This window comes from Rhodospirillaceae bacterium (genome assembly GCA_002728255.1).
Taxonomy (GTDB): Bacteria; Pseudomonadota; Alphaproteobacteria; order UBA7887; family UBA7887.
This window is the reverse complement of record PBWV01000032.1, coordinates 1-22750: the sequence shown is the minus strand read 5'-3', so window position 1 is coordinate 22750 and position 22750 is coordinate 1. Positions and strand designations below refer to the sequence as shown.

General features: G+C 46.7%; 22 protein-coding genes. 20 read left to right on the top strand and 2 right to left on the bottom strand.

Annotated features, from left to right (window positions below; all coding sequences use genetic code 11):
• Positions 1-231: 231 nt before the first annotated feature.
• Positions 232-1131: an NADPH nitroreductase gene (locus tag CMM32_08510; protein ID MBT06938.1), complete on the bottom strand. Its 900-nt coding sequence runs from the start codon at positions 1129-1131 to the stop codon at positions 232-234.
• A gap of 74 nt (positions 1132-1205) precedes the next feature.
• Between CMM32_08510 and CMM32_08505 the strand changes: the two genes are divergently transcribed.
• From CMM32_08505 to CMM32_08420, 18 genes are all read left to right on the top strand, one after another.
• Positions 1206-2378 (top strand): acyl-CoA dehydrogenase, encoded by a 1173-nt coding sequence (locus CMM32_08505; GenBank protein ID MBT06937.1) that lies wholly within the window; start codon positions 1206-1208, stop codon positions 2376-2378.
• Positions 2379-2515: 137 nt separating this feature from the next.
• Positions 2516-3313, top strand: a complete 798-nt coding sequence (locus CMM32_08500; protein ID MBT06936.1) for an oxidoreductase — start codon at positions 2516-2518, stop codon at positions 3311-3313.
• Positions 3314-3421: 108 nt separating this feature from the next.
• Positions 3422-4609 carry an acetyl-CoA C-acyltransferase gene (locus CMM32_08495; protein MBT06935.1) on the top strand — a complete coding sequence of 396 codons (1188 nt, stop codon included), beginning with the start codon at positions 3422-3424 and terminating at the stop codon, positions 4607-4609.
• A 98-nt stretch (positions 4610-4707) separates the two neighbouring features.
• Complete coding sequence (locus tag CMM32_08490; GenBank protein MBT06934.1) at positions 4708-5844, top strand: acyl-CoA dehydrogenase; 1137 nt, start codon at positions 4708-4710, stop codon at positions 5842-5844.
• Between the two features lie 107 nt (positions 5845-5951).
• Positions 5952-7559, top strand: a complete 1608-nt coding sequence (locus tag CMM32_08485; protein MBT06933.1) for a methylcrotonoyl-CoA carboxylase — start codon at positions 5952-5954, stop codon at positions 7557-7559.
• 128 nt (positions 7560-7687) lie between these two features.
• Complete coding sequence (locus CMM32_08480) at positions 7688-8110, top strand: NADPH-dependent 7-cyano-7-deazaguanine reductase QueF (GenBank protein ID MBT06932.1); 423 nt, start codon at positions 7688-7690, stop codon at positions 8108-8110.
• Complete coding sequence (locus CMM32_08475) at positions 8110-10104, top strand: 3-methylcrotonyl-CoA carboxylase (protein MBT06931.1); 1995 nt, start codon at positions 8110-8112, stop codon at positions 10102-10104. The genes CMM32_08480 and CMM32_08475 overlap by 1 nt, the downstream gene beginning before the upstream one ends.
• A 19-nt stretch (positions 10105-10123) precedes the next feature.
• A complete protein-coding gene (locus CMM32_08470; protein MBT06930.1) occupies positions 10124-10564 on the top strand; it encodes a hypothetical protein in 441 nt (146 codons plus the stop codon).
• Positions 10565-10792: 228 nt separating this feature from the next.
• Complete coding sequence (pqqA, locus tag CMM32_08465; protein ID MBT06929.1) at positions 10793-10918, top strand: pyrroloquinoline quinone precursor peptide PqqA; 126 nt, start codon at positions 10793-10795, stop codon at positions 10916-10918.
• Positions 10919-11074: 156 nt separating this feature from the next.
• Positions 11075-12088: an ABC transporter substrate-binding protein gene (locus CMM32_08460; protein MBT06928.1), complete on the top strand. Its 1014-nt coding sequence runs from the start codon at positions 11075-11077 to the stop codon at positions 12086-12088.
• Positions 12089-12183: 95 nt separating this feature from the next.
• On the top strand, positions 12184-12858 hold the full coding sequence (locus tag CMM32_08455; GenBank protein MBT06927.1) for an ABC transporter permease: 675 nt from the start codon (positions 12184-12186) through the stop codon (positions 12856-12858).
• The gene (locus tag CMM32_08450; GenBank protein ID MBT06926.1) at positions 12855-13652 is read left to right on the top strand and encodes an ABC transporter; all 798 of its coding nucleotides are present in this window, start codon (positions 12855-12857) and stop codon (positions 13650-13652) included. The genes CMM32_08455 and CMM32_08450 overlap by 4 nt, the downstream gene beginning before the upstream one ends.
• Before the next feature lie 33 nt (positions 13653-13685).
• On the top strand, positions 13686-14459 hold the full coding sequence (locus CMM32_08445) for an ABC transporter ATP-binding protein (protein MBT06925.1): 774 nt from the start codon (positions 13686-13688) through the stop codon (positions 14457-14459).
• Complete coding sequence (locus CMM32_08440) at positions 14443-15483, top strand: hypothetical protein (protein ID MBT06924.1); 1041 nt, start codon at positions 14443-14445, stop codon at positions 15481-15483. The genes CMM32_08445 and CMM32_08440 overlap by 17 nt, the downstream gene beginning before the upstream one ends.
• On the top strand, positions 15476-16693 hold the full coding sequence (locus CMM32_08435; GenBank protein MBT06923.1) for an amino acid ABC transporter substrate-binding protein: 1218 nt from the start codon (positions 15476-15478) through the stop codon (positions 16691-16693). Before CMM32_08440 ends, CMM32_08435 begins: the two co-directional genes overlap by 8 nt.
• Positions 16694-16768: 75 nt before the next feature.
• Positions 16769-17605, top strand: coding sequence for a multidrug ABC transporter permease (locus CMM32_08430; GenBank protein MBT06922.1), 837 nt, complete (start codon positions 16769-16771; stop codon positions 17603-17605).
• 41 nt (positions 17606-17646) lie between these two features.
• A complete protein-coding gene (locus CMM32_08425; GenBank protein ID MBT06921.1) occupies positions 17647-18648 on the top strand; it encodes a cysteine synthase A in 1002 nt (333 codons plus the stop codon).
• A 64-nt stretch (positions 18649-18712) separates the two neighbouring features.
• Positions 18713-19567, top strand: a complete 855-nt coding sequence (locus CMM32_08420) for a 3-mercaptopyruvate sulfurtransferase (protein MBT06920.1) — start codon at positions 18713-18715, stop codon at positions 19565-19567.
• Between the two features lie 29 nt (positions 19568-19596).
• On the opposite strand, the gene CMM32_08415 is transcribed toward CMM32_08420, so the two are convergent.
• Positions 19597-20883 carry a dicarboxylate/amino acid:cation symporter gene (locus tag CMM32_08415; GenBank protein MBT06919.1) on the bottom strand — a complete coding sequence of 429 codons (1287 nt, stop codon included), beginning with the start codon at positions 20881-20883 and terminating at the stop codon, positions 19597-19599.
• A 159-nt stretch (positions 20884-21042) separates the two neighbouring features.
• On the opposite strand from CMM32_08415, the gene metC reads away from it, so the two are divergent.
• Positions 21043-22221 (top strand): cystathionine beta-lyase, encoded by a 1179-nt coding sequence (gene metC, locus CMM32_08410; GenBank protein MBT06918.1) that lies wholly within the window; start codon positions 21043-21045, stop codon positions 22219-22221.
• 39 nt (positions 22222-22260) lie between these two features.
• Complete coding sequence (locus tag CMM32_08405) at positions 22261-22728, top strand: hypothetical protein (protein MBT06917.1); 468 nt, start codon at positions 22261-22263, stop codon at positions 22726-22728.
• Positions 22729-22750: the final 22 nt, after the last annotated feature.

The following is a 22750-nucleotide window of genomic DNA, read 5'->3' as shown; positions in this document are numbered from 1 at the left end:
TTTTTCTTCGCCAACCCGCACTGGGATATATGGAGCAGCAACTGGTTTATTAATAAGATATTTGTGCTGTCGTGTTTTCTTATAATGCTCGGTTATTTGTACAGGGTCAGGCTTGTGGTAGGTACGCCTGTGAGCAGTACACATGACTAAGTGCTTGTTTAAGTTTTTAACTGCCTATAGCAGCAGAAAAGGTGAGATATTGGCACATTTTTTTAGGGCGTGTTGTCCAAGTCATTCAGAAAGTGTCAAAGGATATATTTTGGTGAAATCCGCTCCTGGTAATGTCGACTGCATGTCAGAAACCACGCTAGCGACAGTCGTTGCTACGGTGTCGCGGGCGCCTGCTCGAGCCACTTCAAGTAGGTAAAGGCCAACATCCTTATTCAATAAATCAATCGTAAATCCTGCATCATATGTTTCAGTCAAAATTCTTTGAGGGAATTTGTCCCGAGTGGCGGTGTTTTGCCCACTAGATGAATTTAAAACGTCAATCATAACTTTTGGGTCGAGCCCTAACCTTACACCAAAAGCTACTGCTTCGCTGGTGGCTGTCATGGCCGTTGCAGATAAAAAATTATTTAGCAGTTTCATGGCCTGGGCTTGGCCTGGTTCTTCTCCGACAAAGAAGCGATTTTTGGCTATTGGGACTAAAAAATCGTGGACTTCGTTGAATGTCTTCTGATCCCCGGACACCATGAGCGCCAGAGTTCCGGCTATAGCGCCAGATTTTCCACCGCTAACAGGGGCGTCTAGATAGACTATGTTGTCGCTTTCAAGTCGCATGTGAGCGGCCTGAGCAGCATCAACCCCTATGGTCGAATGGTCGATAACGATTTTTAGCTTTCCCTGGGTTACTTTGCCCATGTTTTCGGCCGTTTTAATCACCGCAGCCCCGTCAGGTAAAGAAAGTGATATGATTTCGCACCGATGCACCAGTTCCTCGATTGTATCAACAAGGTGTATGCCGTTGGGCAAGTTAATATTGGCACTAGCTATATCAAAACCCAAAACCGAGTGGCCTGCCTTTACTAGGTTGGTTGCCATTGGTGTGCCCATGTTTCCCAAGCCTATAAAACCGATTGTTGGGGTTTTCATTAGAAACTCCTGTTTGTTATTTAGTTTCTGTACCATACGAGTGTAGAGTTATAACAGAGAGCTTTATTGTAGGAACGTGCATTGGGAAAGAGCATTTTCGGAGGAGTTATATGATTTCTAATCAGTGGCCGCGACTTAATTTGGGTTTGGACGAAACAACCGAGGTTCTCCGTGATTCGGTGGCTAGTTTCGTTGATGATGAAATCGCTCCCCGGGCGGCTCAAATTGATAGGGACAATAATTTTCCAGCTGATTTGTGGAGGAAGATGGGTGCTCTTGGCCTGCTAGGTATAACGGTTGATGAGCGAGACGGCGGCGCGGGTATGGGGTATGTGGAACATGTTGTTGCTATGGAGGAAATCAGCCGGGGCTCTGCGTCAGTAGGACTGTCCTATGGGGCGCACTCCAATCTGTGTGTCAACCAAATCCGGAGATATGCTGATAAACAGCAAAAGGGGAGATTCCTGCCCCGATTAATCTCGGGCGAGCACGTGGGCGCTCTGGCGATGAGCGAGTCAGGAGCTGGTTCAGATGTGGTTTCTATGAGTTTAAGAGCTGAATTGGTGGGAAATAATTATGTTTTGAACGGGTCAAAAATGTGGATCACTAACGGCCCGGATGCCGATGTTCTAGTGGTCTACGCCAAAACCGATGAGGGTAAGCCAGGGCACGGTATAACCGCTTTTATTATAGAACGGGGGATGGAGGGATTCTCTTCAGCTGAGAAGTTAGACAAACTGGGGATGCGTGGATCTAATACTGGTGAGTTGATTTTTGAAAATTGTAAAGTGCCTAAAGCCAACATGCTGGGTTCCAGGGGTGATGGGGTTAAGGTTTTAATGAGCGGCTTGGATTTGGAAAGATCAGTTCTGGCAGGAGGGCCCTTGGGCATAATGCAGGCGTGCTTGGACGTTGTGTTGCCTTATATTCATGAACGGCAACAGTTTGGTCAGCCTATTGGATCTTTTCAGATCATGCAGGGCAAGATCGCTGATATGTATACCACAATGAACGCTTGCCGAGCCTATGCATACTCTGTGGCGAAGGCATTAGATCATGGCGAGGGCAGCAGAAAGGATGCGGCTGGCGTCATATTGTACACAGCGGAAAAGGCAACATGGATGGCCCTTGAAGCCATCCAATGTTTGGGAGGTAATGGCTACACCAATGATTTTCCGGCCGGGCGATTGCTTCGGGATGCCAAATTGTATGAAATTGGGGCGGGCACCCAGGAAATTCGGCGCTGGCTTATTGGCAGAGAGTTGTTTGCGGAAACCGGTTAAGTCAGCTCAGAACGGGGCAAATGTCACCGTGCTGTTTAGCTTAAAAAGCGTAACCAAAGGAACCTGATGTGGCGCGATTTTTTGCCGTTTTAAGGCTAGGTAGAACGACCTTGCTATCTTAATTTTGGGGGACAAGAATGGATACTCGTTTGGATGGTAAAGTTGCCTTGATCACGGGCTCTAGCAGAGGGATTGGTCTATCGACGGCTAGAGGATTAGCTCAGCTTGGGGCGGAAATAATTTTGAACGGGAGAGACCTCAATTCTCTGCAAGAGGCAAAGGGGCTGATTGAGGCAGAGACGGCGGGTTCCAAGGTTTCTATTGCTGCAGAAGACGTGGCTTCGGCAAGGGGGTGCGAGGCAGTCATAAAGTCATTCCCAGAGGTAGATGTTTTAGTAAACAATATGGCTATTTTTCAGATCAAGCCTTTTTTCGACTTATCCGACGACGATTGGACGGCCATGTTTGAGGCTAATGTGATGAGTGGAATTAGGCTTACCCGCCATTATTTAAGTCGCATGGTGGAAGCCAAAGACTGGGGCCGTGTTGTATTCGTCTCAAGCGAATCTGGTGTGCTTATTCCAAAAGAAATGGTGCATTATGGTTTTTCCAAAGGGGCGCAGTTAGCGGTCGCAAGGGGGGCTGCAGAGTATACTAAGGGGACTAATATCACCGTGAATTCGGTTTTGCCCGGGCCCACATATACAGAGCGAATGGAAAAAATCCTTCCCGCCCGAGCTGAAGCAGAAGGTCTCTCTCAAGATGAATACAAAAAAGTCGCGGTTTCGCGTAGACGGCCATCCTCTCTTTTGCAAAGATATGCCGATGTTGGGGAAGTGGCTAACATGATTTGCTATATTTGTTCACCTGCGTCTAGTGCTACCAATGGAGCCGCACTGAGAGTTGATGGTGGGGTGGTTACCAATCCATTCTAGGAGCGTAATCGGCCGGTTTTTAGGGATTAAGAAGCTATGTGGCGACGGAGCTCAGCTTAGTTGAATGAACGCGACTTGTTTGTTTATATGTTGGTAAAGGAGGAAACGATGGAAAAGGATCCAGTAGTGATAGCTAGTATAGCGCGGACACCCATGGGCAGTTTTCAAGGAACATTGTCCTCGGTCACGGGGCCAGACCTTGGATCCGTGGCCATAAAATCATCTCTGGAACGGGCCAACATTGATCCTGGCGATATCTCGGAGGTGATTATGGGTTGTGTGTTGCCAGCGGGTCAGGGGCAGGCTCCAGCTCGTCAGGCTGCGATAAATGCGGGTATCCCTGTAGCTGTCGGCGCGACCACAATTAATAAGATGTGTGGTTCTGGCATGAAAGCTACCATGTTTGGTCACGATCTTGTTGTTGCTGGATCGGCAAACATAGCCGTGGTTGGTGGCCTTGAGAGCATGTCGAATACTCCCTACCTTCTTCCAAAAGCTAGGCAGGGCTACCGAATGGGACACGCTGAAGTAAAGGACCATATGTTCTTGGATGGTCTAGAGGATGCCTATGCTGAGGGGCAGTTGATGGGGCATTTTGCAGAGAACACCGCGGAGAAATATCAGTTTTCCAGGGAAGCCCAGGATGATTTTGCTATCCGTTCTCTTGAACGAGGGAAAAAAGCGAATGAAGATGGAAGTTTTGACGCGGAAATGGCTGTTGTAAAAGTGAGTAATCGGAAGGGTGATAAAATTGTTGAAAAGGATGAGCAGCCATTTTCGGCTAATATTGAGAAAATTAGGGGCTTGAAGCCTGCCTTCAGAAAGAATGGTACGGTGACCCCGGCAAATTCCAGTTCTATATCGGACGGAGCTAGCGCAATGGTATTGATGAGGAGGTCTGAAGCGGAAAAAAGAGGCATTACTCCCTTAGCGCAAATTGTGGGCCATAGCACTTTTAGTCAGGATCCCGCTTGGTTCACAACAGCTCCTGTCGGAGCTATTGGCAGTTTGTTTGAGAAAACAGGGTGGTCTACAGGGGATGTTGGTTTGTACGAGATTAATGAAGCCTTTGCTGTGGTCACAATGGCCGCAATGAAAGAACATGGGCTCAACGCGGATCAGGTTAATGTTCACGGCGGAGCGTGCGCGATGGGACATCCGGTTGGTTCATCGGGATCTCGTATAATTTGTACACTTGTTGCGGCAATGCAAAAATACAATGTTGATAAAGGTGTAGCGGCTCTTTGCATTGGTGGAGGAGAGGCAACAGCTGTCGCTATTCAGCAGGTGAACTAACTACTCAAACAGGATTGCCCTGACGAAAATTTTCTGATCGCATTACCTAAAACTATTAGGATTCAATTCAGCAAACGGAATTCAGCGCAGGCGAGAATATGCTCTTAAACGAAGAACAGCGAATGATACAGGAAACTGCTCGTGCATTTGCTAAAGAGGAAATTGCTCCCAATGTAGTGGCATGGGAGGAGGCAGAGCACATACCGGAAGATATTTTCCAAAGGTTTGGAGAAATGGGTTTTCTGGGAATGACAATTTCGGAGCAATGGGGAGGAGCGGCGACCGATAATGTTTGCCTGGCAATTGTCGTTGAAGAAATCTCGGCAGCTGATGGAGCAGCGGGTCTTCTTGTGGGAATGCAAAACTCTGTAGTGTGTGGCCCACTGGATCAATTTGGATCAGATCGACAGAAGGAACACTACCTGCGTCCGGCCATCAGTGGGGAGTTGAAGGGTTGTTTTTGCTTAACAGAGCCTCAGGCGGGTAGCGATGCTTCAAATTTGATGACCCGCATTGAACCGAAGGGCAATGGCTATGTGGTTAATGGTGCCAAACAATTTATCTCGTCTGGGGCTACCGCTGATATTGCTCTGATATTTGGTGTTAGCGATCCGGCTGCGGGAAAGAAGGGAATTACAGCGGTGTTAGCTCCCACAAGTTCTTCGGGTTACAACGTCGTAAGTAAAGAGAAGAAGCTTGGGCAAAAAGCTTCGGACACCTGTCAGCTTTCTTTTGATGGTCTAGAAGTTTCTCCGGAGATGGTATTGGGAGAGCCTGGGGAGGGCTATAGAATAGCGCTTGGAAATCTTGAAGGTGGACGAATAGGCATCGCTGCCCAGGCCCTAGGAATCGCCAGAGCGGCCTATCAGGCCTCTTTGACTTATGCCCAGGAGCGAGAAAGCATGGGGCGTCCCATTATACAGCATCAGGCTGTTGCCTTCCGTCTTGCTGATATGGCCACCAAGATTGAGGTTGCGCGGCAGATGATATGGCACGCTGCTTCCGTAAAGGACGCTGGTCAACCAGCCTTAAAGGAGGCCTCAATGGCAAAATTATATGCGTCTGAGATGGCAGAAGAAGTGTGCTCGGCAGCAATCCAAATTCATGGTGGATATGGGTATGTTCGTGGGTATCCAGTGGAGCGATTATGGCGGGATGTTAGAGTTTGCACAATTTATGAGGGTACCAGCGATGTGCAGAGATTGGTGATAGGGAGAGCGCTCGCAGTAGAGTAAATTATAGGATAATATTTGCCGTGAGTCTCTGTAATCAAAAGAAGAAAGAGGAGCTTTGCCAGTTGATTAGCTTTCCATAGTAGGGATCTCTGGTAGGTACGATATAGATGTCAGTATTAGTAAGTAATCTGAATACAAAGTCCGAAGATTTCCGTGAAAACGAAAACCGCATGCAGGAATTGGTGACCGACTTGCGCAGCCAAGTGGATCAGGCCGCCGAGGGCGGCGGTGCAGCAGCTCAGAAGCGTCATTTAGGGAGAGGGAAGCTTTTGCCTAGGGATCGTGTCCATCACCTCGTGGACGCAGGGGCTCCGTTTTTAGAATTGTCGCAGTTGGCAGCTCAGAATATGTATGAAGGAGCGGCTCCCAGTGCTGGTTTAATAACTGGCATAGGAAGAGTAAGCGGGCGGGAATGTATGATTGTGGCAAATGACGCGACCGTTAAGGGGGGTACTTACTTTCCAATGACCGTAAAAAAGCATCTCAGAGCACAAGAGATAGCTGACCAAAACAACCTCCCCTGTATTTATCTGGTCGATTCAGGTGGTGCTAATTTACCATACCAGAGTGAAGCTTTTGCTGATCGCAATCATTTTGGGCAGATTTTTTTCAATCAAGCGAACATGTCTTCCAAAGGAATTTCCCAAATTGCAGTAGTCATGGGTAGTTGCACTGCTGGCGGGGCTTATGTCCCTGCCATGGCGGATGAGAGTATAATTGTCCGAAATCAAGGAACTATATTTCTTGGTGGGCCTCCATTGGTTAAAGCCGCGACCGGTGAGGAGGTGAGCGCGGAGGAATTAGGAGGGGCAGATGTTCACGCAAAAGTTTCAGGTGTCGTGGACCATTATGCGGAAGATGAGTATCACGCTTTGGCATTAGCCAGGGATTGTTTGAAACGTGGGCCAATGTTGGAGAGAAGCTCCTTGGCGGCGAGAGAAATTAAATTGCCCCGCTACGACGCTAGTGAATTGTATGGATTAATTCCTCCTGATTTGCGGAAGCCCTTTGATGTTCGTGAGGTAATTATGAGGCTCGTGGACGGGAGTGAATTTGATGAATTTAAGAAGTTTTATGGGCAGACCTTGGTTGCTGGATTTGCCTATTTAGGAGGTTACCCGGTAGGAATACTAGCTAATAATGGAATATTATTTTCGGAGTCCTCGCTTAAGGGAGCCCACTTTATCGAGTTATGTTGCCAACGCAAGATACCATTAATCTTTCTACAAAATATTATGGGGTTCATGGTTGGCAAAAAATATGAAGCGGGGGGAATAGCTAGAGATGGCGCTAAGTTAGTTACCGCGGTTTCTTGTGCCCAGGTGCCTAAATTTACGGTAATTATAGGAGGAAGCTTTGGTGCTGGTAATTATGCTATGTGTGGTAGGGCCTATAGACCTCGGCTCATGTGGATGTGGCCTAATGCCCGTATTTCCGTGATGGGGGGGTACCAGGCGGCCAATGTATTGGCCACGGTGCGAGCTAATGCATTAGAGAAAAATGGTTCCAGTTGGAGCAATGAACAAGAAGAGAGCTTTAAGGCATCGATTATTGATCAGTATGAGACAGAAGGTAGTCCATATTACTCTACAGCCAGGATTTGGGATGATGGTGTTATAGATCCTGCAGAGACCAGAAGGGTTTTGGCTTTAAGTATTTCTGCTTCACTAAATGCGCCGATCGAGGAAACGAAGTTTGGTGTTTTCAGGATGTAGAATCGTTGCAACATAATAATTTTAAGAGTGTAAGTTTGGTGATGGCGAGCTGTTGTCGGTAAAGGAAACTAAAACCCGTGGGAAAAGAAAAACAAAAAAAAGGCATTAGGGATCTGGAGAAATTGAGGATGGCCGTTGCATCTGCTAATCCAGAGGAGGCTGTAGTAGATCGGGTCCCAAATAGTGATAATGATGTCCAGTTTGTGGCGCGGTTTACCTGCCCGGAATTTACCGCCTTATGCCCCATAACAGGGCAACCTGATTTTGCGCACCTTGTTATTGACTACGTGCCAGGCGATTGGTTGATAGAAAGTAAGGGGCTAAAACTCTATTTTGCCTCTTTTCGAAACATGGGTATATTCCATGAATCATGTACCGTAATGATTGGCAAGCGCTTAGTTGAGGAAGTTGAGCCTATTTGGCTGAGGATATCGGGGTTTTGGTATCCGCGAGGCGGTATTCCAATAGATGTTTGGTTTCAAACAGGGGAGGCACCCAAAGAAGTATATGTACCTGAACCTGGCGTATCTTCTTATAGAGGAAGAGGATAGTGTTTGACTCGGTTCTTATAGCCAATCGGGGAGAAATTGCCTGTCGCATTATGGCGACTGCTCGCAGGATGGGAATGCGTACCATCGCGGTCTACTCTGATGCTGATAGTAATAGCCGACACGTCCGCCTTGCTGATGCTGCCTATAGAATAGGCCCTGCGCCAGCTGTAGAGAGTTATTTGAACATAGAGGCCATTCTTGAAGCGGCTGAGCTTTCAGGTGCAAACGCCATTCATCCGGGATATGGGTTCCTCTCAGAAAATTCTAAGTTTGCTGAGAGTTGTCTTAAAAAGGGGTTCGCCTTTGTTGGTCCTTCACCGGAAGCTATTGGTGTCATGGGTCAGAAAGATGAAGCAAAGAAATTGATGGCAGGGGCAGGTGTGCCAACTGTTCCAGGTTGTAATGACTTGGACATCGATCTGAAAGTCCTGATGTCTGAGGCTAGGAAAGTTGGCTATCCTGTTCTAATCAAAGCTGCTGCTGGCGGCGGTGGAAGAGGGATGCGTACAGTCTCCCGGGAAGTGGATTTGGCCGATGCTTTGCAGGCTGCCCAGAGAGAGGCGGAATCCGCATTTGGCAATGGTCGGCTGTTATTAGAAAAGCTAATAACGAACCCCCGACATATTGAAGTGCAAGTGTTTGCAGATAGCCATGGAAACGTTGTCCACATGTTCGAGAGGGATTGTTCTGTCCAGCGACGCCATCAAAAAGTAATTGAAGAGGCGCCTGGCCCGTCTATAGACAACACACTTCGACTAGAGATTGCAGAGGCAGCTGTAAAGGCTGCGAAGGCCGTGGATTATTTGGGGGCCGGCACCGTGGAATTTGTTGTCGACAATTCAGGCCAATTTTATTTTTTGGAGATGAATACTCGAATCCAAGTGGAACATCGTGTCACGGAAATGTTGACGCGTGAGGACCTAGTGGAATGGCAATTTCGGGTGGCTTATGGTGAACCACTGCCTGCAAGACAGGAGGAAATAGGGCGTAGCGGACATGCAATAGAGGTGCGACTTTACGCCGAGAATCCAAGCCGCAAGTTCATGCCTTCGCCAGGTTGTGTAAAACATTTACGCCTGCCGTCTGAGTCAAGTGATGTTTGTGTCGATAGTGCCTTAGTCGAGGGAGAAGAAGTATCAGCATATTATGACCCAATGATTGCAAAGATAGTTGTTTGGGGGCGGAACAGGGAAAATGCTTTGAGGCGGTTAAAGGAGTCCTTGGGGCGCGTGCAAGTGGTAGGTGTTCATACAAACCTCTCTCTCCTGCAGGAGATGGTAAATCACGAGGTCTTTAAAGGGGGAGATTATAATACAGGCTTCATAGAAGAGTGTTGGGATGATTTTTCTTTGTCGGCACAACCGGCGTCTAATTTGGTTGTGAGTGTTGCGGCTTTGTTCGTAATTTTAGAACGTGAAAGAAAGGTAAAGGGGCTAGCAATTAATTCTCCTTGGAATTCTAGCGATGCGTGGCGCCTCAATATGAACGCGAGAGAGGTGCTCTTATTTGAGGAGAATGAATCAGAGATCGAGGTGGAATTAATCGCGACTGGCGAGGACTATAGAATCCGGTTTTCTTCTGGCGAAGTGCTTGGGCGAGCAAACTTGTCGGGAGACAAGGAAATTAATGCTGTATTAGATGGAGTGCGGGTTAAGGGTACAGTTGTTTGTGTGGGGACTGATTTATTCGTGTGGCTTTATGGTGCCGGTTACCGATTGGGCCTAGTTACTAAGATGTCTCCACCAAATGGTTTTGAAAGTAGTGATATTCCAGCCAGTAACTTGGTATCGCCAATGCCCGGGCGAGTGGTGCGACTTGGTGCCAAGGAAGGGGAGTCCGTTGCTAAAGGGAGTGTTCTTTTAGTTATTGAAGCCATGAAGATGGAACACAGTATCGTAGCTCCGGCGTATGGCAGAGTGGAGAGATTTATGGCAAGGGTGGGCGACTGGGTTGAGGAGGCGACGTTGTTAGTGGACTTCTCGACGGATAGCTAGTCTAGGACGGAAGTTTTCAGTGGCAGTGCATTTAATAAAAATGGCGGTTGGTATAGAAAGCTTTAGTCATTTGGCTCACGTCCAAAAAAACCGCCTCCAGGATTTGGACAAAGCAGGAGAGCCGCCGCTTTTACGGCACTGGACCCGAAATTCTCCAACACGAGCCGAGGAAATTTGCGCTGGGGGTTCACTTTACTGGATAATTAAAGGTGCTATTAGGGCGCGCCAACAGATTTCGTCAATAGATAAACATACCTCTGAAAGATCTCGTAAGCGTTGTGCGTTGGTCTTAGATCCCACTCTTGTGCGCACCGAGTTAAAAATTTCACGGCCGATCCAGGGGTGGCGGTACCTCGACCCTCAGGCTGCTCCCAAGGATCTGCTAACGGTAGCGGATGAGGGCAATCCTGATATCCCCATGGAGATGGCCAAGGAACTTCGTGAACTTGGGCTGTTATAAAATTTGCAGATCGGGGTCGTTTTGCAAATTTTATAGCTTATCTTATGCGTTTAGGCCTCGTAGAGGCGGGATATCGGAATCAATAATATAACAGTAAAACAATGTGTTAGCATACTTTATACTAAAACTCTGACCTATTTCAGCATATCATAATAAAACCCAATTACAGGTATAGGTAGCATTTGGGCCATNAAATCAACTACTAAGGGCGCCGGTCTGTATCTTTTGATGCAGCCGATGCGATCAATTTTAACCATTCGTTTAGGAAAGGGTAAAACCATGTGGACAACTCCTGTCGTACGTGAGATCGCTGTAGGCCTAGAGATCAACTGCTACGCTTGTGCAGATCTATAGGCTCGATCAGTGATTGATCGATAACCGGTCATCCTTTGGCGGCTTGCCCTAGCTGTTTTCTGGAGATATATCCATGAGAATTAAGAACTAGGAACTATCCACATTCACACTGGAATCTGCTATTTAAGACCCTCGTGCGCCAGCTAGAGAAGAAAAATGGAACAATTTCATAACACAAGACGNAAATTCCTAATTGGAGCATCTGCNNCCGCTNTTGGGGCCACTGGGATCGTATNACCCGCCAGCATTGNATNCTCCGCAACTGAGACCGTGCGGCTCGGTGTATTAAAATTTGGAACGGTCAACTGGGAATTAAATGTAATAAAGCATCATGGTTTAGACCAAGAAGTCGGCCTTGATTTAGACGTTGTCGGCTTAGCCAACAAAGATGCGACCACTATCGCCTTCAACGCTGGCGATGTCGATATGATTGTAACCGACTGGATATGGACTTCCCGCCAAAGGGATGCGGGCGCTGATTGTACTTTTGTCCCATACTCAGTTGCAGCTGGNTCAGTGATGGTCCATCCAAATAGTGGTATTGACTCGCTTATAGATCTAGAGGGAAAGAAAATTGGAGTAGCTGGCAGCCCCATCGACAAAAGTTGGTTATTGCTNAGAGCCTACTCAATAAAAACTTTTGGCAAAGACATAGAGAAAATTGTAAAACCGATTTATGCGGCCCCACCTTTATTGAACGAAAAGTTTAAGCAAAAAGAGTTCGATGCCGTTCTGAACTATTGGAACTATACAGCACGACTAAGAGCCGCTGGCATGAAAGAACTGATCAAGGTCCAGGACTTGCTCCCTGGACTTGGAGTCCCTGGGCGCCTGCCACTCATTGGATATGTCTTTGGAGAAACATGGGGCCGAATCAACTCCGATACATTGGGTAGGTTTTTTCACGCATCTCGGAAAGCTAGACAAATAATGCTTCAATCTGATGCCGAGTGGGAGCGACTTAGACCGCTGACCAAAGCGGAGAGTGATTCTACTCTGATGGCTCTCCGCGATGGTTACAGAGATGGCGCTCCCAAAAAGTTTGATGCAAGCCAGGCAGAAGCAATCCACTCCGCCTTCGAAATAGTAGCAAAATATGGAGGACGGAGGCTAGTCGGCCGAAGTGACAAATTAGCCCTAGGAACACTGTGGNCCGGGGAAGCTTATTGAAGCTTATTGGAACTTCTACCAAGGCTAGTNTTAGCCCCGCTTGGCTAAGGGTCTTCTCTTTTGTATTGCTAATTGCAATCTGGCAGGTCAGTGCAATGGTAGCCCAAAGCCGTGTCCTACCAGATCCACTGCAGGTTGCGGCAGTCCTTTACGACCACGCCATTTTTGGTAGTTTAATTTCCGATTTGTGCATCACTTTATGGAGAGTTTTTGCTGCGTTTACNCTNGCCATGATCACNGGCACCGCTATTGGAATTTTCATGGGTCTACGCCGACGCNTGGATATTTTATTGGACGGATGGCTTATTNTATTTTTAAATATTCCAGCCCTCGTTACCATTATNTTGTGTTACGTCTGGTTNGGCCTCACNGAGCTTGCAGCNATTATAGCTGTATCCCTAAACAAATTCCCAAACGTAATTGTAACATTACGTGAGGGCACACGCGCAGTTGATCGTGAGATTTTAGAGGTTGCCCAAGTTTTCCGTGTCGGACATCGTAAGGCGTTTTTTAAATTTTTCCTGCCACAGCTGTACCCATATATAATGGTGGCCGCACGTTCTGGAATAGCGCTAATCTGGAAAATTGTGCTAGTTGTGGAACTTCTGGGAAGAAGCAATGGCATAGGATTCCAACTTAGCGTGTTTTTTCAATTATTTGATATCGCTAGTATTTTAGCTTACACCCTAGCTTTTGTTATTGTTATGATAACTGTGGAGCTGGCCTTTATAGGTCCGATGGACAGACATATCACGCGTTGGCGCAAATGACTGCTGGAACGATAGAAATTAGTATTAAACAGAAGGCCTACCAGGCTACAACAGGTGGCGAACGCAGAGTAGCCATAGAAAACCTGGACCTATCCGTGGGAACTAGAGAATTCCTATGCATTGTTGGCCCTTCCGGATGCGGCAAAACAACTCTTCTAAATATCATTGCAGGCCTGGACAGAAACGTACTCGGTACAGTAAAGCTGGGAAATGGCCAATCACAGCACAACACCCGAATTTCGTACATGTTTCAAACTCCACGCCTCCTGCCCTGGCTAACCGTTCTCGATAACGTCCAAGTAGTGCTAGATGAAACTCCTGAAAACGAAGGCAAGGCTGAGGCACTACTCAAACGAATGGATTTAGCCGACTCAATTAATGAGTTTCCGAACCGACTTTCAGGAGGCATGCAAAGAAGGGTGGCTCTAGCCCGGGCTTTTGCTACTGAACCACAGATCTTGTTACTAGACGAACCCTTTGTCTCTCTGGACGTCCCCGTCGGGAACCTGCTTAGACAGCTCCTGCTTGATCTCTGGCAGCAGAGTCCCACAACTATAATCTTTGTGACCCATGATTTAAGAGAATCAATTTTTCTTGCAGACCGCATTGCCTTTCTTTCTCGAGGGCCTTCTCGGGTTATCTTCGACACACCAATCTCTATTCCTCGGCCACGCAGCATAGACGACCCGCAAATTGATGAATTTCGAAAGGACCTTCTGTCGCAACATCAGTCTTTGTTGCACGGGACAACCGCANGCGACAGTGACACCAATCATGCTTCTATTANCCCTTAGTTTTTTCTAAAAGCACCTACTTAGGATAATCAATTGACCGAAACCAAACCTAACAACCTCGAAGCATCAAACTTTGCGCTTTTTACTTCGGGTGTTGAAAAATCATATGGGCAACGCAAAGCCCTTGATAAAGTGGATATAACCATAGAAGCTGGGGAGTTTGTTGCCCTTTTAGGTCCTAATGGAGCGGGCAAAACAACACTTTTTCAATTGCTCACCGGCTTGTTCGTCGCCGATTCAGGAATAATCAGAATCGCTGGCATTGATATTCGCCACAACGCCGTCCCCGCATTAGCTGGTATCGGAGTAGTGTTTCAACAGCCAACACTGGATCTTGATCTGACTGTCAGCGAAAATCTTCGGTTCCATGCCAACCTTCACGGGATTGTCGGCAAGGAGGCGACAAGTCGTATTTCTCAAGAACTAGAGAGGTTAAAACTCTCGGACCGCGCAAATGATCGCGCTAGGGCACTTAGTGGCGGCCAAAGACGGCGAATCGAATTAGCCCGAGCATTGCTGCATCACCCTAAATTTTTGCTAATGGACGAACCCACAGTAGGTTTGGACCCAGGTAGTAGAAGCGACCTTCTATCCTATGTTCTTGACCTGAAGACGGAACGCAAAATGGCTATTCTTTGGGCAAGCCATCTCGTTGATGAGGCCGAAAAGGCTGACAGGGTTATAGTTTTACATAAAGGTCAAGTTTTGGAAACTGGAACCCCATCACAGTTGATGTCCACTGCAGGAACAAAAAGTCTTCATGACGCATTTGTAGTCATCACAAAGCAAAATGTGGACAAAGGCTAACCCCAAAACATTCCCTCTGATGAGGAGCTCCGCCAATATGAAACTGCACTTACTTACCCTCTTATGTCTCCTAACCGCTCTTACCACCTGGTCCAACTCAAGCCAAGCTGAGGGAACAGGAAAAATATTTGTAAGCAATGAAATGGACAATACCATTTCCGTTATTGATGGCGTTACGCACGAGGTCATAAAGACGATCCCCGTTGGTGAACGACCTCGCGATATGCAGTGGCATAATAATAAAACCCAACTCTTAATAGCAACTAGTGGAAGTGACCATATTGAAATACTTAATATAGAGACCCTCGAAATTGTTGGCACTATGGAAGCGGGTGAGGACCCTGAACTCTTCGACTTAGACCCTTCTGGGAAAATTCTTGTTGCTAGCAATGAAGACGACAATGAACTTACCGTGTCTGATACTTCTACGGGTGAAAAAATCCGCACAATTGAAAACGTTGGAATCGAACCGGAGGGCGTCACCTTTAGTAACGACGGCAAGGTAGTATTCGTGACTTCTGAAGCAACGAATACCGTCATAGTGGTGGACCCCTGGTCTGGCACAATCCTTAATGAAGCGCTGGTTGGAAGCCGCCCTCGCAGAGGAATATTTACTCCTGACGGCTCAGAGTATTGGGTGACGAATGAACTAGGTGGCACTGTTTCTATTATTGACACCTATTCCCTTGAAATAATTGATGAGATATTTTTTGAGAAAAGGGGTATGCGAGAAGGAGATATCAATCCTGTACAGTTAATAATGACGGCATCAGGTGAAACAGCATACATCACCCTAGGGAGAGCCATGCACGTGGCCGTCGTTGATGTTAAGACGAGGACTGTTACAGATTTTATTCTAGCTGGCGACAGAGTCTGGGGGGCCGCGCTAACAGCTGACGAAAGCTTACTGATGGTCACCAACGGCGCGAGCGACGATATCTCGATAATAGATACTAAAAAGAAAATAGCGGTAAAAGCTGTCGCAGTGGGACGGACCCCACATACCATTCGAATAGATGACTAAAATGGGGAAATCTCTATCAAGTTGTGCAGGCCTATTAGTCGCTGCTCTCATCAGCACGTCTCCTTTATCTGCTGAGATTAATGAGGAACTTCCAACGGTGAAAATAGGATTTCTCGATCTAACAGAGGACATCCGATACGATGACTGGGGGATACACCCTGTCGATATTCGCTCCGCCACAACCATTATCAACCGTCGGGCCTACGCAGGTGCGCAGTTAGCGATTAAGGAACTGGAGCAGTTTACTCGTATTGCAAAAGCATATTTCTCTTTAGAAAGGCACTCACTATCCACCGCCAAAGAGATGGCAAAAACCATTTTGAGAATGCGTGATAGCGGATCCTATTTCTTCCTAATAGATGCGCCGACTTCGGTTGTCTCTGAAGTTGCCCAATTAACTCGCGATGAAGATGTTTATCTCTTTAACACCACCGCAATCGGGGACAGTCTTCGGAATGAGGCCTGCCAAAAACATTTATTCCATATGACCGCAAGCCGTGCCATGCGAACCGATGCACTGTCACAATATTTAGTAGAACGAAAATGGAAAAAGGTTTTAATTCTGCGGGGCCCGTTGACTGAAGATGAGCTAATGGCAGCCGCCTTTGAAAAATCGGCCGAACAATTTGGCCTTAAAGTAGTAGAAATACGCGATTTTCTTCTGGGAAATGACCCAAGAGCCAGAGCACAAAATGACCTGGACTTCCTGACTGGCGACAAACGGTATGATGCCGTTTTTGTAGCAGACTCTGACGGTGAATTCTCTCTTAGCGTGCCATATGCCACCAGGGAAGCCGCTGCAGTGTTCGGAGCAGCTGGTGTGATGCCCAAGGTCTGGCACTGGAGCTATCTACGTCATGGCGCCCCTCAGGTGCATGGCCGCTTTGAACGAATGCACACACGACGCATGGGTGAACCAGACTGGGGCGCATGGGTTGCCCTTAAAACTATTGCCATGGCCATTGCACGCACTAAAACTACTGAAGGTCCAAAAGTGGCTGAGTACATTAGAAACGATAAATTTCGTGTGGATGGCAGCAAAGGTCCGGGGATGAGCATTCGCCCTTGGAATAACCAACTTCGCCAGCCCCTGCTCCTCACAACGAGCGACTGGACAATTACTCTCGCTCCTATTAAAGGGTTTAAGCACCGAACAAATGATCTAGACACCTTAGGCTACGGGAGCCAAGATTCAGCATGCATGTTTTAAGCTGTGATGGTTATGCACCGGTGGCAGTATTCCAATATAGCTAGAGAAACTTTAGAATAAGAAAGACCATGAAGGATGAACCTAAACCATTTAATTGCAGCAGTATCTGCGCTAAGCCGTCGCGAAACGACTAAATTTTTTCAGCAGAAAGGAAGGCTTTTTTCGGCCTTTGTTCGGCCTGCGCTATGGTTATTTGTTTTTGCAGTCGGATTTAGAAGTGTGTTTGGCGTGGACGCTGGGGACCCATACCTTCAGCGGAGCGTAAACTACGAATATTACATTCTTCCAGGGCTAACGTGCATGGTACTCCTGTTTAGCGGCATGCAATCTTCCTTATCGATGGTTTACGATCGTGAGATGGGTGTAATGCGCCTGCTTCTTACCGCCCCCCTACCACGTTGGTACTTACTTACGGCGAAACTTCTTTCAGGGACCTTTCTATCTGTGGTCCAAGCATATGCGTTTCTTATTATTTGCTTACCATTTGATTGGTGGACCGGATTGCACGTCGCATTCAACAATACATTAGGTTGGCTATATGTATTGCCTGCCTTGATCATGACCGGAATGATGTTAGGAGCCATAGGCTTATTCTTATCAGTGCATATCAAGCAATTGGAGAATTTTGCAGGCACGATGAATTTTGTCATCTTCCCGATGTTTTTCATTTCACCGGCACTCTTTCCCCTTTGGTATCTTGAGGAGAGTGGAGCGGATTTAGTCTTCTGGGTAGCTAACTGTAACCCTTTCACATATGGAGTTCAGTTGGTACGGTACGCAAGTGAGGGTCAGTTTTATCTGCTGGGAACACTTGTAGTCACATGCTGCACTCTGATCTTTCTAATTGGTGCCATATATGGCTATGATCCTCAGCGAGGCTTTGTTAAGAAAGGTCCTCAGGCTGCTACTTAGCTATAAATAATAGGCAAATTAAGAGTGAGAAGGGCGATACAATGAGACTAAACTCCAGCTTCACTGATCTCATTGGAGATACACCTCTTATAAAATTGCAGAAAGCCTCTGAAGAAACTGGGTGCACGATACTCGGTAAGTGTGAGTTTCTTAACCCAGGTCAATCGGTTAAGGACAGAGCCGCACTCTACATTATAAGGGATGCCGAAAAACAAGGTAGCCTGAAGCCAGGAGGCCTTATTGTAGAAGGAACTGCGGGCAATACCGGCATTGGCCTAGCCCTTGTTGGCAAAGCACTAGGATATGGCTCCGTAATCGTTATGCCAGAAACACAGAGCCAAGAAAAAAAAGATATGCTGAGGATGTGTGGAGCGGATTTACGATTAGTCCCAGCGTTACCCTATAGTGACCGTAATAACTATGTTCGTTTTTCTGGACGCTTGGCTACCGAATTGGCAAAGGAAAGCCCTGCTGGAGCCATCTGGGCTAACCAATTTGATAACGTTGCAAACCGACAAGCCCATATCGAAGGGACCGGGCCTGAAATTTGGGAACAAACTGGTGGCCGGGTAGATGCTTTTACCTGCTCAGTGGGAACCGGAGGCACTCTGGCTGGAATCGGTATGGCACTGAAAAGCAAGAATCCAGATATACAAATTGTTTTGTCTGACCCTATGGGTGCGGGCCTATACAGCCTTTATACAGAAGGCGAAGCAAAACCAGAAGGTGAGTCAATAGCGGAAGGTATTGGGCAATCGCGTATTACGAAAAACCTGGAAGATGCTCCGATAGACGACTTCCAACAAGTGACCGACGAAGAGGCCCTACGAGTGATCTTTGATTTACTCCAACACGAAGGCCTCTTGATGGGAGGATCTACTGGAATAAATGTTGCAGGAGCTATAAAGCTGGCAAAAAAACTAGGGCCTGGTTGTACCATAGTTACTATTCTCTGTGATTACGGGAGTCGCTATGCAAGTAAGATATTCAACCCATCCTTCTTGAGCGAACGGGGCCTTCCGGTACCAGACTGGATCACATAGCACTATCGAAAATATTCATGACCAAGCCCAAGCTAACAGAAAAACCTTATAGAAGAATGAAAAAATGACTACACCTTCTTCTACGCCAATAGTAACCAGCGAATGGTTACTTAAAAACTACAAATTAAAAAATATCAGCATCATTGATGGCTCCTGGCACTTACCAAGTCTAAATCGCAATGCCGAAAAGGAATTTGTAAATCAGCATATCCCCAACTCAGTTTTTTTTGATATTGATAAAATTGCAGATACGAATAACAGCTTGCCTCACATGATCCCTTCGTCGGCGGAATTTGCAAAGCATGTATCAGCCTTGGGTATAACTAATCATCAGCATCTTATTGTATATGATACTACTGGCATTGGGAGTGCAGCGCGGGTCTGGTGGATGTTTAGACTTTTTGGTCATGATCATATTTCCGTTCTCGATGGCGGACTGCCTGCTTGGAAGAGCCTGGGTCCAATTTCGTCTGGAGAAATTTCGCCGACACCGGGAAGATTTAAGGCTAATTTTGATCGAAGACTCGTTAGAACCTTAAAACAAATGGAAGAAAATTTGAGTTCTAAACAGGATCAGGTTCTGGATGCTAGAAGCCAAGGCAGGTTCAACGGGATTGAGCCAGAACCTCGAAAAGGCCTGCGATCTGGCCATATACCCCACAGCCACAATTTACCTTTTACAGAAATCTACGACCCTGACACCAAACTCTTACTCAGCAAACCTCGGCTATCTGAGTTGTTCGCAAATGCAGGCATTGAAACCGGAAACCCCATAGTAGCCTCTTGTGGATCAGGCGTAACCGCTTGCAACCTTGCCCTCGCCCTATACATAGTGGGAAACACCAACGTTGCTATTTATGACGGTTCCTGGACCGAGTGGGGCGGTCACACCGACACACCGGTTAACAGCCAACAATAGAATTTGCCCCTTAAGCTCAAACGACCAGTCTACCTATGAGACCTCTCCACTAAACCGACTGAAACATCACCGAATACTTTGTGGTCCATGGCTTTTTCAGCCCGGGCAATAACACAAGTCACAGCAGAATCTCCAGTAATATTGACCGCTGTCCGCAGCATATCCAAAATTCTATCTACACCTATAATTAAAGCTATCCCCTCAACTGGAAGGCCTACTTGTTGCAGCACCATAGCAAGCATTATAAGACCAACTCCTGGGACACCGGCGGTGCCAATTGATGCCAACGTTGCCGTCAGAACAACCGCCAAAAAGTCGGCCAAACCAAGATCAACACCATAAACTTGGGCAATAAACACTGTGGCCACACCTTGCATGATGGCTGTACCATCCATGTTAATGGTTGCACCAAATGGAACAGTGAAAGAAGCGACGCTGCGATCCACCCCCAACCGATTCTGCACAGTTTGTAACGTCACAGGAATTGTTGCATTGCTGCTTGCCGTGGAGAACGCAAACAATTGTGCCCCCCGCATCTTTTTGTAGAAAAGAGTCGGGTTTAGTTTGCCAACAAATTTCAATAGACATGAATAAGTGACCAGCGCATGAATAACCAATGCTAATACGACACACCCAAAATACTTGATTAGTGGGATAAACGCATCAAGTCCCTCCGCAGCAAAAGTCCGTGCTATCAAACAAAACACCCCTATCGGTGCTAACCTTACCACGATCCAAACCATCTGCATCACGACTTCGTTGAGGCCTTGGAAAAACTCAGATGTCCTGCCAGCCTTTTCCCCAGCCATGGTAATAGCAACCCCTAACAAAATAGAGAAAATAATAATCTGTAACATCTTCCCATTAGCCAACGCAGCAATGGGGTTAGACGGGATTAAGTCTATAAATACTTGGGACAAGTTTGGTGGCATAGCTGCCTGATATTCGATGGCTGAACTTGAAATAGTGAATCCCGCCCCAGGAGATATTAAAACTGCAATAAGCAAAGCGATCGATATTGCAATGGCCGTTGTAAAAATATAATACCCGACAGATTTAGAGCCAATCCTCCCAAGCGCTCGTAAATCTCCCATGCTGGTAACTCCACAGACTAGGGAGACAAATACCAGGGGAACAACCATCATTTTAAGAGATGCAATAAAAATCGAACCTATGACCAGGAAAAAGCCCCCGAATAGAATATTTTCAACGATTCCGGCACGGGGCCCAAACAAATTATAACAAATGCCGACCCCTATTCCAGCCAGCATTGCAATCAAAATTTGATTAGTTAGTGTTATTTTATTCCAACCCATAACCACCTAAACCTTAAATTAGTTGGTACGCAAGTACTAGTCAGGGCTCAGGATAGCATGGTCGTAACGAAAAGTCTTAACTCAACACTAGCGCCAAATCTTCAGGAATGACATAGTAGCCACTGTGAATTTTAACAATACAGCCTGGAACTACCCAACATGAAGGAAGACACACTCATAGTAACTGCCGGACGTTCTCCTGAAGACAATTATGGCATCGTGAATCCTCCTGTGTATCATGCGTCTACGGTACTTTTTCCTACCGTTGCGGAACTAGAACGTTCACAGCAAAAGCGCCTAAATAATGGTACAGTTTATTATGGAAGATATGGAACACCCACTACCTTTGCCTTCCAAAATGCCATAGCAAAACTGGATGGAGGCTACCGCACTGTGGCCCTCCCGTCGGGGCAAAGTGCCGTATTAGCTTCATTGATGGCTTTTCTTAAATCAGGCGACCATATTTTGGTAGTGGATTCCGTATATGGGCCTACCAGAGCCCTATGCAACGGATTGCTCGCTCGATATGGTATTATAACCACTTACTACGACCCCCTGATTGGCCCAAAGATAGAAGCGCTAATCAGACCAGAGACAAAAGTAATATTTACAGAATCTCCTGGTTCCCAAACCTTTGAAGTCCAAGACATTCCCGCTATCTCGGAAGTCGCAAAAAAAAATGACTGTGTCGTAATTTTAGATAATACCTGGGCCACCTCTTTATTTTTTAGACCATTTGACCACGGCGTCGATGTTTGCTTACAGGCAGCGACGAAATATATAGTTGGACATTCTGATGCAATGCTCGGAGTAGTTACCGCAAACGAGCAATACTTTGATCTACTGCAAAAGACGGCTCTCGATCTGGGCGCCCCCGCAGGTCCTGATGACCTTTACCTAGGGCAACGCGGACTTAGAACCCTGAGGGTGCGCCTGGACCGACATATGTCAACTGGCCTGGAACTGGCAATGTGGCTTGAAAGGCAACCTATTGTAAAAAAAGTGCTCCACCCAGGGCTGCCATCTAATTTTGGCCACTCAATATGGCAGAGGGATTTTCGAGGATCTAGCGGGCTATTTGGGGTTGTCCTGCAGCCAACTAATAAACACTCAATTGCTGCAATGTTAGATTACATGGAACTCTTTAAGATGGGCTATAGCTGGGGTGGATACGAGAGCCTCATCATTCCGACAAACCCATCTGGCCAACGAACCGCCACTAATTGGGACCCCTCCCACCCTACTCTCCGTGTTCATGCCGGCCTTGAGGACCCAGAGGACCTGCAAAAGGATCTAGAAGACGGGCTGCACAGGCTAGAAAATGCTTCTGGATATTAAGTTACTTTACAAAGCTGAGAATAGTGGGAGACTAAAGACATGGCTAAATATGTTGGGAAACTCTTTTGTTTGTTAGGATTTTTATTTGGTCTTACCGCCTCCCCTGCACTCTCCGAAGTAAATTTTTCGCAATCTCAAATCCTAATAGTCTCGAAGTCAGGTACCCATAAATTTACAGTAGACGTAGCATCCACCGCAGCTCAAAGACAACGTGGGCTAATGTTTCGCCAAGAAATGGCCCCGGATCAAGGCATGCTCTTTGACTTTGGAGAAGAGAAATTAATCTCTATGTGGATGAAAAACACATTAATCTCACTAGACATATTATTCGTCAATAAGACTGGTACGATTCTCCAAATAGAGCATGCAACCATACCGATGTCCCTTGATTCCATTTCTGGCAATGCTCCTGCGTTGAGCGTGATTGAGCTTAATGCTGGAGTTACTAAGGAATTGGGGATTTTTGAAGGGGATCAAGTGTTGCATGATATTTTCTTTCAAGAATAATAACTGTATTTTAATAGCTCAG

What these genes read in the sequence shown, in the direction of transcription:
- CMM32_08510 (MBT06938.1), bottom strand. Translation starts at nt 1,131, where the DNA reads ATGGTACAGAAACTAAATAACAAACAGGAGTTTCTAATGAAAACCCCA.
- CMM32_08505 (MBT06937.1), top strand. Translation starts at nt 1,206, where the DNA reads ATGATTTCTAATCAGTGGCCGCGACTTAATTTGGGTTTGGACGAAACA.
- CMM32_08500 (MBT06936.1), top strand. Translation starts at nt 2,516, where the DNA reads ATGGATACTCGTTTGGATGGTAAAGTTGCCTTGATCACGGGCTCTAGC.
- CMM32_08495 (MBT06935.1), top strand. Translation starts at nt 3,422, where the DNA reads ATGGAAAAGGATCCAGTAGTGATAGCTAGTATAGCGCGGACACCCATG.
- CMM32_08490 (MBT06934.1), top strand. Translation starts at nt 4,708, where the DNA reads ATGCTCTTAAACGAAGAACAGCGAATGATACAGGAAACTGCTCGTGCA.
- CMM32_08485 (MBT06933.1), top strand. Translation starts at nt 5,952, where the DNA reads ATGTCAGTATTAGTAAGTAATCTGAATACAAAGTCCGAAGATTTCCGT.
- CMM32_08480 (MBT06932.1), top strand. Translation starts at nt 7,688, where the DNA reads ATGGCCGTTGCATCTGCTAATCCAGAGGAGGCTGTAGTAGATCGGGTC.
- pqqA (MBT06929.1), top strand. Translation starts at nt 10,793, where the DNA reads ATGCAGCCGATGCGATCAATTTTAACCATTCGTTTAGGAAAGGGTAAA.
- CMM32_08440 (MBT06924.1), top strand. Translation starts at nt 14,443, where the DNA reads ATGTGGACAAAGGCTAACCCCAAAACATTCCCTCTGATGAGGAGCTCC.
- CMM32_08435 (MBT06923.1), top strand. Translation starts at nt 15,476, where the DNA reads ATGACTAAAATGGGGAAATCTCTATCAAGTTGTGCAGGCCTATTAGTC.
- CMM32_08430 (MBT06922.1), top strand. Translation starts at nt 16,769, where the DNA reads ATGAACCTAAACCATTTAATTGCAGCAGTATCTGCGCTAAGCCGTCGC.
- CMM32_08425 (MBT06921.1), top strand. Translation starts at nt 17,647, where the DNA reads ATGAGACTAAACTCCAGCTTCACTGATCTCATTGGAGATACACCTCTT.
- CMM32_08420 (MBT06920.1), top strand. Translation starts at nt 18,713, where the DNA reads ATGACTACACCTTCTTCTACGCCAATAGTAACCAGCGAATGGTTACTT.
- CMM32_08415 (MBT06919.1), bottom strand. Translation starts at nt 20,883, where the DNA reads ATGGGTTGGAATAAAATAACACTAACTAATCAAATTTTGATTGCAATG.
- metC (MBT06918.1), top strand. Translation starts at nt 21,043, where the DNA reads ATGAAGGAAGACACACTCATAGTAACTGCCGGACGTTCTCCTGAAGAC.
- CMM32_08405 (MBT06917.1), top strand. Translation starts at nt 22,261, where the DNA reads ATGGCTAAATATGTTGGGAAACTCTTTTGTTTGTTAGGATTTTTATTT.